The organism is Vibrio hepatarius (assembly GCF_018860525.1).
Classification (GTDB): Bacteria; Pseudomonadota; Gammaproteobacteria; order Enterobacterales; family Vibrionaceae; genus Vibrio; species Vibrio hepatarius_B.
The window spans coordinates 134118-145698 of sequence record NZ_JAHKPM010000051.1; the positions used below are offsets into that span (position 1 = coordinate 134118).

At 40.4% G+C, this 11581-nt stretch carries 10 protein-coding genes and 1 other RNA gene; 4 read left to right on the plus strand and 7 right to left on the minus strand.

Annotated features, from left to right (window positions below; translation table 11 throughout):
- Positions 1 to 22: 22 nt before the first annotated feature.
- A complete protein-coding gene (locus KO511_RS15055; RefSeq protein WP_354668167.1) occupies positions 23 to 490 on the plus strand; it encodes an Lrp/AsnC family transcriptional regulator in 468 nt (155 codons plus the stop codon).
- 7 nt (positions 491 to 497) lie between these two features.
- Here KO511_RS15055 and tesB read toward each other — a convergent pair whose 3' ends face one another.
- A complete protein-coding gene (gene tesB / locus KO511_RS15060; protein WP_215988225.1) occupies positions 498 to 1355 on the minus strand; it encodes an acyl-CoA thioesterase II in 858 nt (285 codons plus the stop codon).
- A 201-nt stretch (positions 1356 to 1556) separates the two neighbouring features.
- On the minus strand, positions 1557 to 1859 hold the full coding sequence (locus tag KO511_RS15065) for an MGMT family protein (protein WP_125323251.1): 303 nt from the start codon (positions 1857 to 1859) through the stop codon (positions 1557 to 1559).
- Between the two features lie 50 nt (positions 1860 to 1909).
- Between KO511_RS15065 and KO511_RS15070 the strand changes: the two genes are divergently transcribed.
- Entirely contained in the window at positions 1910 to 2650 is a 741-nt protein-coding gene (locus tag KO511_RS15070) for a hypothetical protein (protein WP_215988226.1), read from the plus strand.
- Positions 2651 to 2858: 208 nt separating this feature from the next.
- Positions 2859 to 2955: signal recognition particle sRNA small type (gene ffs, locus KO511_RS15075), an RNA gene on the plus strand.
- A gap of 43 nt (positions 2956 to 2998) precedes the next feature.
- On the opposite strand, the gene KO511_RS15080 is transcribed toward ffs, so the two are convergent.
- From KO511_RS15080 to tssI, 5 genes are all read right to left on the minus strand, one after another.
- Positions 2999 to 3850 (minus strand): hypothetical protein, encoded by an 852-nt coding sequence (locus tag KO511_RS15080; RefSeq protein ID WP_215988227.1) that lies wholly within the window; start codon positions 3848 to 3850, stop codon positions 2999 to 3001.
- Between the two features lies 1 nt (position 3851).
- Positions 3852 to 4346 carry a hypothetical protein gene (locus tag KO511_RS15085; RefSeq protein ID WP_215988228.1) on the minus strand — a complete coding sequence of 165 codons (495 nt, stop codon included), beginning with the start codon at positions 4344 to 4346 and terminating at the stop codon, positions 3852 to 3854.
- 364 nt (positions 4347 to 4710) lie between these two features.
- The gene (locus KO511_RS15090) at positions 4711 to 5538 is read right to left on the minus strand and encodes a hypothetical protein (protein ID WP_215988229.1); all 828 of its coding nucleotides are present in this window, start codon (positions 5536 to 5538) and stop codon (positions 4711 to 4713) included.
- An 11-nt stretch (positions 5539 to 5549) separates the two neighbouring features.
- Positions 5550 to 6875, minus strand: a complete 1326-nt coding sequence (locus tag KO511_RS15095; RefSeq protein ID WP_215988230.1) for a hypothetical protein — start codon at positions 6873 to 6875, stop codon at positions 5550 to 5552.
- Positions 6875 to 9190, minus strand: a complete 2316-nt coding sequence (gene tssI, locus KO511_RS15100; RefSeq protein WP_215988231.1) for a type VI secretion system tip protein VgrG — start codon at positions 9188 to 9190, stop codon at positions 6875 to 6877. The genes KO511_RS15095 and tssI overlap by 1 nt, the downstream gene beginning before the upstream one ends.
- Positions 9191 to 9675: 485 nt before the next feature.
- Here tssI and KO511_RS15105 point away from each other — a divergent pair, with 485 nt between their 5' ends.
- Positions 9676 to 11529, plus strand: coding sequence for an ATP-binding protein (locus KO511_RS15105; RefSeq protein WP_215988232.1), 1854 nt, complete (start codon positions 9676 to 9678; stop codon positions 11527 to 11529).
- Positions 11530 to 11581: the final 52 nt, after the last annotated feature.

The window sequence follows — 11581 nt, forward strand, 5'->3', positions numbered from 1 at the left end:
TTTTTTCACTAGGTTTAATTGTGTGAGTATAGAACTGGATAAAGTTGATAGAAAGATCCTAGCTTTGTTGCAACAAGATAGTACTTTATCGCTTAATGACTTAGCAGAGGCGGTCAATTTGACCACCACACCTTGTTGGAAGCGACTAAAAAAGTTAGAAGAATCTGGAGTTATAGAAAAACGTGTAGCGCTGCTAAACCCAGATAAACTCAATTTATCTTTTACTGCTTTCGTATTAGTCAAGACCAGCGATCACTCTCACGAATGGTATAAGCACTTCGTGAGTACTGCGGGTGAATTCCCCGAGGTAATGGAGTTTTATCGTATGGCTGGTGAGTATGATTACATGATGAAGGTGCAGGTTAAAGATATGCAGTGCTTTGATAACTTTTATAAAAAACTGGTCAACAGTGTTGCTGGAATATCTAACGTCACATCAACGTTTGCGATGGAACCCCTAAAATACACCACAGCGTTACCTATTGGTTAAACGGCAACTATTTAAATCGCATCACGCCTTCTTGTACCGCTGATGCAACTAAATCGCCTTGACGATTGTAGATTTCCCCGCGTACTAATCCACGAGTGTTGCTGGCTGTAGGACTTTCTATGACATAAAGTAACCACTCGTCCATTTTGAATGGACGATGAAACCAAATAGAGTGGTCGATGGTGGCAACTTGAAACTTTGGGGTCATGAGAGAGACTTGGTGCGGGTGTAATGCGGTTACCAGAAAGCCCCAGTCAGACGCATAGCCGAGTAAATATTGGTGAATCAACTGGTTATCTGGCACTGTTCCATTTGCCTTAATCCACAAGTATTGTTTAGGATCTTCTTTATGTGGCTTGAGAGGGTTGACCACTTTAACTGGTCGAGTCTCTATGGGTTTTTCACTGCAAAATGCCGCCTTAAGCTTGTTGGGTAACTGGTCAGCGATACTTTTTGCAAGTTCAGGCTCTGACAGGTAATTCTCAGGTCCTGCTACATCTGGCATGGTGTTTTGATGTTCAAAGCCGGGCGCTTCGCCATGATATGAAGCGGTAAGGTAAAAAATCGGTCGACCTGATTGGAGCGCTTTGACTCGGCGAGTACTAAAGCTGCGTCCATCTCGCAGAGTTTCTACATCATAAATAATGGGTTTTTCTGGATCGCCAGGGTAGAGAAAATAGCTGTGAAATGAGTGGACTGTCCTGTCATCATCGACTGTATATCGTGCAGCCGAGAGCGCTTGACCAATCACTTGTCCGCCATACACTTGAGGTAAGCCGAGATTTTCACTTTGACCCCGAAAAAGGCCTTCTTCTAGCTTTTCTAGTTTCAATAACTCAAGTAGTTCGCCTAAAGCTTGACTCATTTCACACCCTAACATTTTGGTCAATATAGGATCATTTTAAGCATAAACTGATAACTTAAACAGCTAATTAAGATGAAAATGATGTAAATATTTTTTTCACATTAGGTGGTTATTTATCCCACTTTAGGTTTATTTAGCACGGTTGCTTTATTAGGAACAATTAATATGACTAAGATTTGTTTTGGATGATTAGGGTGCTGTTTAAGGTTGCCATCGGTATTTCTTTAAAGAAACTCTCCCATCTAAAGTGACGTCAATATTTTCAGTAATCAATAACTCTCTTTGGCGAACTAAATCTTCTCCTTTAAGCGATATTTTACCCTGGCTATTGATGACTCTAAACCAGGGTAAAGTCGAGCCTTGGGGTAAGTTTCCTAATGCTTTTCCTACATGGCGAGCGTACCCAGGATATCCTGCCAATTTGGCAATCTCACCATAAGTAGTTACTTTTCCACATGGAATTTGGTGAATTACCGCAAAGATTTGTATCAAAAACTGGTCCATACTGATTTTGTCCTAGTTCGATTGTTCCAAGGAATGGATAAGGAGAGGGCATGGTATTTTCTACTTTTCAGTTTTTGATCACAAGTCTATTAGCAGTAGTATGCGTATTGACGATTAGCTTAACTAAAGAAGAAGTCACATTGTTAGCGTTGCTAATCCCTGTTTTATGGGTCTTTCCGCAACGAGTCATTGGTGGCATCGTATTGATAGCCGCTGTCACGGCCTATGGTATGACCTTACCCCAACAACCCATTTCTCTTTCACTCAGTCATTGGATTTTATTTCCATTGCTTATGGTTGTATTTTCCAAACGAAGTAGCTTTGGTGTGTTGGTGACTGTATCTCTGGTTGTGGTAACGCTCCAAGTCGGCGTTATGGTTACCCAAGCTGGAGGGAAGTTGGCAGGAGAGCCGATGGTGACGTTAGTACAAGCACTGTCGGTAATCGTTATCTGGTGGGCAGTACAAGGCTGGCCTTCGAGTGATAAATATTGCTGGTGGGCATTAGTCTTGATAGTACCTTTGTGGTTCGTAGGTTCAAGCGACTCAGTTGTGGTTGCTTTGTGTTTGACTGGCATTATTGGCTGTGTACAAAGCATGGCAAAGTTAAAGACGTTTAACTGGGGTAAACTTTTGTGCTGGACTCTACCCACTGTGGGTTTCGCTACATTGGTTGTCACGCCTTGGTTCGATGTTCCCAATCCTGTATTTGTGGTTTGGTTTTGTCTGCTTGGCGCCGCTTGGATGACAGATTACGTACTACGTAGTTTTGATGAGGAAACCGAGCTGTGAATCTTCCCCTATAAACACGGTGTTCGCTGGGTAAGATTTTGGTGTGCAATAAATGGCGAAAATACCTTCTTATTTAGAGGAATTGATTAACTCCTAAGCACTTAATAGGAAATGCACCGTATTTTGTTTTTTTTGCTTGAATTGACCAAGGTGATGACACATAATCTCCCTACACTTTAGCAATGCTAAGGTGACGAATCTATGGAGGCTCTGGTCCTCTCGCAACAATAGCTCGTGAACTCGGTCAGATCCGGAAGGAAGCAGCCGCAGCGAGTGACTTGTGTGCCGAGATGTGGCTGGGGTCTCCGCCACTTCTGGCATAATATATTTACTCCTTTACTCCCACAGTTATCCTTCGCAGCTAGTATTAAGGCTTTTCTCTGCCATTATCTCTTTAATCTTCTTATACGACTTCTTTTTGGAGTTATAGATTATCACATGTTCACCATACTCTTTATCTATGCTCGCGACTAACTTACGCCACTCGGATAAGTATGTCATTGTAGAGTATATTAATATTCCAAGTACAAACAGAAGTGGTATTCCAACGCTAAAAAATAGTACCGCATGTACACTCATGTCAGGGGCAAGTACATCTGACCGCTTAAGCATCTCCGCAATCCCCATTCCAATGCCAGCACCGCCAGTGCCGATAAGCACAGCTAAAATAGAGATAATATTTCGAAACTTTATTAATGGTGCTCTAAGAAAAGGCATTCTTTTTAGCGTTAAAATTCCGAAAAGATCAATCTTTCTTATCTCTATTTCGTTGTTTCTAATTTTGACGTATTTGCTGTTATTAAATAATATGGCTTTGTCACTAAAAAACAATCCAGCTAATATCCCCAATAGTAATGATAATATCAGCAATATAAACATATAAAAGATGGGGTCAAAGACTTTTTTTGAATGAACTATTACTGAGCTTAGCATGAACATTGTCAGGCCGATGATAAAGTAACCCATTAATATTGCTCGTGAAGAAACTCTTCTTCTTAGAAACTCTATCCCAAAACGAGTGTAAAGAAAACTTTGAAAAAATATCACACTCAAAAATGCTAACCAGCAGAAAACAGTAGCATAATATTGCGAATCGAAAAAAGCATATGCGATTTGAAATAACGCCATTATTACGGAAGTAATTATCAAATCTGACCTTATACATTCAGCCTTATAATCATCATCTGAATAAATTTCCACTTTAACCTTCACTCAACCCTTGCTTTAGCTCAGAGTAGGGTTTCTTTTCCAAGTTCAACAAAACAGTGTAGCTGCCGTGTTCTTTTTTTACCGTCTTGAGTAGTTTACGCCAGTGGTATAAGTATGAAAGAAGTGGAGCAATAACAACACCTATTGCTATTCCTATTGGTACGCCCATAATAAAAAATAAGAAAGCATAGGTGTTTATTTCGTCACCTAAAATACCTGATCGCCTTAAACCCTCTGCAATAGCAATAGAAAGGCCTGCGGCAGAACCGCCGATAAGTAGGATGAAAACAGCAACAGCATAATGAAGACCTTTAAGTGGTTTTCTTAACCAAGGTGCTTTATCAAGACTAAGATCAGCCCAAGGGTTAAATTTCCTTAGTTCTATTTCATTCCCCCTTATAATTGTTTCCTTTTTAAATAAATTAACATCTCTATCTTTTTTGAAAAAGTTGCCAGAAATAATACCTATCATTAAAAATGCAAACATGATGACGGATAACATGAAGTGGGTGTCAAACGTATTTCTAACATTGATAAAAACAGATGAAAATATGAAATTATATGAGCTATATAAAAAATATAGTATTATTAATGTAATGTTTTCAATAGGGTGATTTTTAATGTAAGTATAATTTACAAGGCATATTTTTAGTATTATAACCGGTGATATTATAAAATATAATAATATAGGTAATGTGGCTAATGTAAAAACGTTATCTAAAATTAATAATCTCGAAAAAGGAGAAAATTGCAAATATAGATAGAATGCTTTTTCTTAAGCCAGATACCCGGTTTCTTTCCGAATTAATGTCCATGATTTCCTCTTAAAACTCAAACATGAAGCAGTCCAATCAGAGGTTTTTGGCAAGATCTGCTTTTAACTCAGAATAAGGCTTGTTATCTAAGTTTAGTAGAACGGTGTAACTGCCATATTCTTGCTTAATCTCTTTGACCAGTTTACGCCAACGGTATAAGTGTGAAAGTAGAGGATACAACAAGATACCACTTGCAAGAGCAACAGGAACTCCAAGAGTAAAAAAGAGAAAAGCGTGAGTGTTAATGGAGGAACTAAGCCAATCAGAACGCTTTAGACCTTCTGCAATGGCTAAAGAAAGACCTGAAGCCGAACCTCCTACAAAAATAATAAAGTAAGACATTCCGTATTTTAGAGATTTAATAGGCTTTTCTAGCCACAATGCTTTTTTGAGGCTTAGCTCTGACCAAAAGTTCATCGACTTTAATTCTATCTCTGAGTCTCTGATCTGTATTTTGTATGGTGTGTCTTTAAAATCTTTTCTTATTGAGAGGTATCTACTGAGTGTTATACCAATTAATAGAGAGATAAGTATTATAATTGAGAACAAGCTATAAATATCATAAATATATGTAGATTGTATTGTTATTGGGGAAATAAATAAGTTCAATAAGGAGTATATGAAAAATATAATAATAACAATTGAAAACTCCGTGAAATGACGTATTGTTTTATAAAAACTTACTTTTAGGATAAATAATCCAGAAATAATAAAAAATGTGAAATAGGCAATAATAGGTAGTTTTGCATAGATACTTGCATCGTCAAAAAAAAGTAAGCATTGTATTGAACCAAAAATAGCAAAGAAACCAAAAAAACAGGCCCTCAATACTTTTAACTTCTCAGTTACCGCTCTATTTTCCAAAATTAATCTCCCTAAAAGCCCATTATTCCAGAGCCTTGCATCGCATGCTCTCCTATGTATTGATTTATCTTATCTTCTTGTTCACGTATACCTTTCGCTACGCTGTCAGACAGGAAGTGATTAAGTATATTTTCTGTAGTTAAGTCTGGAAAAGCTTCTTTCAAAAAAGCCTTTGTACTATCTTTCAAATAGTATTTTGTATCGAGGTAGTCCATTGCGTAACCGATAACGATTGTAGCCAACAAGCCAAAGCTTAAAACTAATAGCGAAGGCAGCGTTAGATGAAATGTCGTGAATGCAGCTATAAGCAACGCAGTAGCACCTAATGCCCCAAATGATGCGGCAGCAACTTTAAGAGTTGTTACTCCTAACGCTCCTGCAAATTCAGCAATGTTTTGTTCTCCAATGTCTTTCTTAAAAAAATCATACACATCAAATGAGGTAGCAAATACGAATCCAATAATATTACCTCCCTTCCATGGGATGGCTTCTTTAAATATCTGACTAGTGGTGTTTTTCAGGCCGTTACCCGCTGATATTTCGACATAAGTTTTTAAAACAGATACTTTATCATGGGTAATTCCGTAGTTAATAGAGGTAAGAAAGCGTCGCGTTCTTGCATTTCCTTTGAATGCTATACCTAGTTTTCCTCCCCATTGTTTTACTCTTATAACCGTAAAGCGGCCTTCTGCAATTAATTCTTTCAGATATCCTTTAGCAGCCTCATAGCCATATTTTTCTTTATAGTAATCAAAAATTTGGTATTGGTTTGTCCCTTCATTTAGGGCTGTTGCGACAGTATTTTGTATAAGAGAATTGTTACTGAGAGTTTCATATATCGCGGCTATGACGGGTTCTGGCATATCATCAATATGATAGGTTTCTCCTAGTTTACTCTCAGGTAAATCGAGAGAATCATCTGCCTTATAGATATTGAGATATTCGTTGTCACTATTTTCATCAACAGTTAGCATCGGCTTGTATGGTTTTGATTTTACTGGGCACGTCATGAACGCGGCTCTTAAATCGCCGGGGGCTGTGATGGCTTCTGTTGGAACACGCTCCACTAAAGTGTGACTTTGGCCATTTAAATACAGCTCTAACGAGTTGCAGGTTTCGTCAACCGTATTGCGGATCAAAGTGGCCCTTGGCGTAAATTCTTTAGGTAGAGAAGGGCTTTTTTTGCCATTGACCGCAAATTGAATATCAAGGTTTTGCCCGCTTTGATCATCGGCCCAAAACATATTGCCCGCAGGGGCGTGCATCACTACTGGCTCTTTATCTTTGGCATCGGTGGTTTTTGAGCTACCGGCATGAATCCACATGTCGTCATTCATTATATTTCTCTCCAGTAAATATCAAACGAGGATTCTAAATCTTGGCTATTAATCAAGGATGTTTCCCCTTTAGCATTAGTCTTTCCAATCACTTCTTTGCCGTCTTCAAACACGAGTTTGTACGCCTTGTTGGCATGAACCGCCCCTGTGGTTTGGTCTTGCAACACAATACGCTGGTTGTAACGCATAAAAGACTCATAAGGCGGCGCGACATTAAGCCTTGCATTTCCTTTGTCTGGGTTTATTGCCACTTTTCCGCCGTTTATTGTCGTTTGAGCCGCACCATCAATGGTAATTGAAGAGCCGTAAAGCTTTATATTACCATTACTTTTTAGAATTAATCCTGCATAGCCGACTTGAACTTTGATTTCATCTCCAGAAATAATCGTTGTGCCGCCATCGGCTCGAAAAGAGGTATTGCCTTGTACATCGACGTTAAAATTGCCGCCCACTTGCAATGAGTCATCCACACCGATATTGGCTGATAATCCCTCTAAAACAGCAAGAGCAGCTTTACCGCCGATCTGCAAAGACATATCTTTACCAATTTTGGTTTGGCGGTTTTCATCAATCGATAGGTGTTGATCTTTTGCGACTTGTTTTTGCTCATTGGCGTTGTAAGTTACCGTTACGTCTTGGTCGACTTGTTCTTTAAAGGTTTGTTTTGTCTCTGAGGTTTTATGGCCATGAATGGTTTCTTTGCGATCGCCATGGACCCTATTTTCTTGGTTTCGACCCACTTCAAGCTCTTCATCATTACCTATGTCTCGGTAGCGATTATTCAGCACGTCGGTTTTCATGTCCTTTTGAGCATGAAAGTAAATCTTTTCTTGGTCGTTTTCATCTTCAAAGTGCATTTCGTTGTAACCGTCGGCTTTGTGGCTTTGAGTGCGAAAGACGGTGCGTGTTTTGTGCTCGGGCAATTCATAAGGCGGTTTGTGTAAACCGTTATACACGGCGCCTGTGATAAGTGGTCTGTCTGGGTCACCTTCTAAAAAGGTCACCACCACTTCATGTCCAATGCGGGGCAAATACACTGCGCCCCAATTAGGCGAGGCCATGGATTGGCTCACTCGCAGCCAGCATGAACTGTGTTCATCACTTTGGCCATAGCGGTCCCAGTGAAATTGTACTTTAATCCGCCCAAGTTCATCGGTGTAGATTTCTTCTCCCGCAGGGCCAACCACCACAGCCGTTTGCGTGCCATCGACCACAGGTGAGGCCATTTTGGGGGCGCGATAGGTCACATCCCGCGGCAAGCAGACAAACTGATTTTGGTAGTTCGTTGGGGCATCTGAGCCTTCTTCTTCGTGCACGCGTGGGTTTTCACCAAGGTGCATGACCGAGAGCATCAGGTAGTCACGGTTTATTGATGAGCGAGGGTGCTCGCTAATATCAAAGCTCAGCCCCGATGCCAAGCGCATAATATTGCTAGATGCCTGAATTTGGTGGCTATCTACCGCGTATTCCGACATCCATTCTTTGCTGCGCAGGCCGCCAAAATCAGGTGACGTATAGCGCCCTGGGTAATCAAAGCGTTTTAAATCTGTATTCACGCCATCTTGGGCGGTTTTGTTTTGCGGTATTTTCGGCGTGAGGTAGTTGTAATCGCTATAACTCACATCACTGGTGAGGGCGCGGTGTACCTGCTCCAAGTCGAAAATGTGCTCTTTATCTGACACGCCGCCACCTTGAGACTGAAACAGCATAGGGCCAAGATAAGACGCATTAAGTGGCGTGCTAATCAGCTCAGGGATGGCATCATTACTGTCCACAATCACCATGGTATGCCCCGCGTCGCTGTGCTCAAAGTAAAACCACAGGCCATGCTCGGCTAAAAGACGTTGCACAAAGTGGTGGTCATTTTCACGGTATTGTACAACGTAGTCTTTTGCTTGGTATTGAGCGGCTAGTTCAAAGCGGTAATCGCTCATCCCCGCATCATCAAAGACATCACGAATAATGTCTGGCGCGGTTTTGTTTTGAAAGATGCGGCAATCTTGGCGCTGGGTCAAAAACCAAAGCTGCGGCACCAGCGTGATATGGTAGCGAGAATAGCGTCGCCCAGAGCCTAAATAACTTAGCTCTGAAATAGTGCCATTAAACTGGCGAGCCGCCGCCGCGCCTTGGCCATACACACTCAGCACGCCGGTTTTTCTGCTCAGCGCATCAAAGGTAATGCCATCATTTTCAGACAATACGGTGAGGCTCATTTCAAACGGGGTAGACAGGGCTTCCGTCACCCGAAAACTTTCTACTTTGAACGCCCCTAAAAAACCTGAAACCTCAAAGGTAAACTCAATATCATTCGCCATACCGCTTCACTCTTGTGACCCAACAACTGCGGGTAATCAATCTAAATGCATATTAAATGGCTTAACTGTAACAAGTTATGTGGAAATCATCACTGCGCTAAACCACTGAGTGAACGTTGAAAGAGGCTGATAAAGTAACTGACTCAATAGTGTATTTGCTTAGAAGGGTGTTTAAGGAGATCGTAAGGCTAGTGAAAGTGACGGTTTCTACCCTCAGCGGAAATTTGTGGTTTTGTGATGGGGTTTGCAGTGTGGAGTTGGGGCCGCTTTGTATCTTGGTCGTGGTTTTGCGCCTTTCTGCGTTAGAGTAATTGATCTCTAAGATCGAATTATCTGTTCATTGACCTAACTTATCTAATGCCTCATTATGCATTTAGTTGATCATCGCTCTGGGTTATTACACTATAAAGGTTGGTTGAGCGTTTGTCATAGCGTTATGAGGATTGCCCTCATCTTTCTTCTCTCATTGGCTAAAGGAGTACGGGGTGAAGATTACAAAATTGACGTTGAAAAATTTTCGTGGTTACAGGGATGTGTTTGTTAATTTTGATGAAAATTTTAATGTGATAATTGGTAAAAATGACATCGGTAAATCTACGCTTCTCGAAGCATTAGAGATATTTTTCAATAATGATACGGTGAAAATAGATATTAACGACCACAATGTTCATTCGGCTGGTCAAGACTTCATGTCAATTCAAGTCTCCTTCAAGCCTGAAGATAAGGAATACACGATAGATACTGTACCAACAGACCTGAAAAAGGAGTATCTTCTAGACAGTGACAACAATCTATCTATAAAGAAAGTATGGGATTGTTCAAAAGATAAACTAATGGCAACATCCCTAAAAACGTATCTAGTTGCCAACTACCCAACTGCATTTAGCCCTCCTCTGATAACCCAGAAAATTGCAGATTTAAAGAAACTTTTAGATGACTATCAAGACAAGCTTGATGTCAACGAAGTCAGGAAGCATAAAAGCTCTTCCATCCGTCAAGCAATATACGGTGTTGAAAATGTGAATGATTTTTCTGTTATAGAAATCCCTATTGATAAAGAGGATGGGAAGAAAGTTTGGGAGTCATTAAAGTTAGACTTGCCGTTGTTCTTTATTTTTCAATCTGACCGTGCAAACAAAGACTCAGATAAAGAAGTTCAAGACCCTCTCAAAGCCATAACAAAAACAGCCATTAGTCAATTAGAGAGTGAGCTTGAAGATGTAAAAGAGCAAATTAGAAACAAAGCTGAACAACTAGGACACAATACATTAGCAAAACTCAAGGAGATGAGTCCAGAGATTGCCGATGTTCTTTCTCCTGAAATGACCCACAAGCCTTGGGAGTCATTATTTTCGTTCTCATTCAACTGTGACGATGGCATTCCGATCAATAAAAGAGGGAGTGGTGTAAGGCGGTTAATTTTGCTTAACTACTTCCGTGCGGAAGCAGAGCGTAAGAACTCAGAAGAGCGTAACGTTATCTACGCAATTGAAGAACCCGAAACATCACAGCACCCAACATGGCAGGTTGAACTTTTTAATGCTCTTGTAGAGCTATCGGAAAATTCTAATACTCAAGTGCTGATTACAACGCATAGCCCGTCGCTGGCGGGGCTGGTGAACACAGATAAAATCCGATTTATTGATCGAATAGATGGCTCCACTATTGTTCGTAAAGGGAGTCAAGAAAACTTGGAGGCTATTGCAAATACTTTAGGCATGTTACCTGACGTATCGCTCTCAATAGATAACTTAGGTGTGCAAACGATCCTTTGTCTGGAAGGGCCAACTGATGTTGAATTTTTTAGTCATATGGGCAAACTATTCGATCTAGACTTGAAAAACGATGAGCGCATATTAACAATATGCTTAGGCGGTGGCACTTTAATGCATTGGGTTAATAACAACTACTTAGCTAAACTGAATAAGCCTGAAGTTCATATTTATGACAATGATGTATCTAAGTACCAGCTTGCTGTCGATCAAGTTAACCAGAGAGAAGGCTCTTGGGCTACATTAACCAATATGCTAGAGGTAGAAAATTATATTCATCCCCGCTTGTTTAAAGAAGTTTACCCTATTGACGATGAGTTCATTCTCTTAGATGATGGTTGGGAAAATATATGGAAACACAAGAATATTCCAAAGGATTTATCGATATTTTTGAAGAAGCTAAAGGCTGCTGGCAATAATGAAATAGCAGGTGAAGGTGCAGGGTCGATAAAAAGGATTCTATCCGAAAAAGCTGCCCCGCTTGTTACAACCGAGGATCTCAAACAACTTGGAGCTTATGAAGAAGTCTGTGGTTGGTTTGATAGGATAAAAGAAAACCTTCAATAGATACTAGCGTTAACGCTTCAAGATACTTTTACGGCTCTTCTCCGCTTAGATG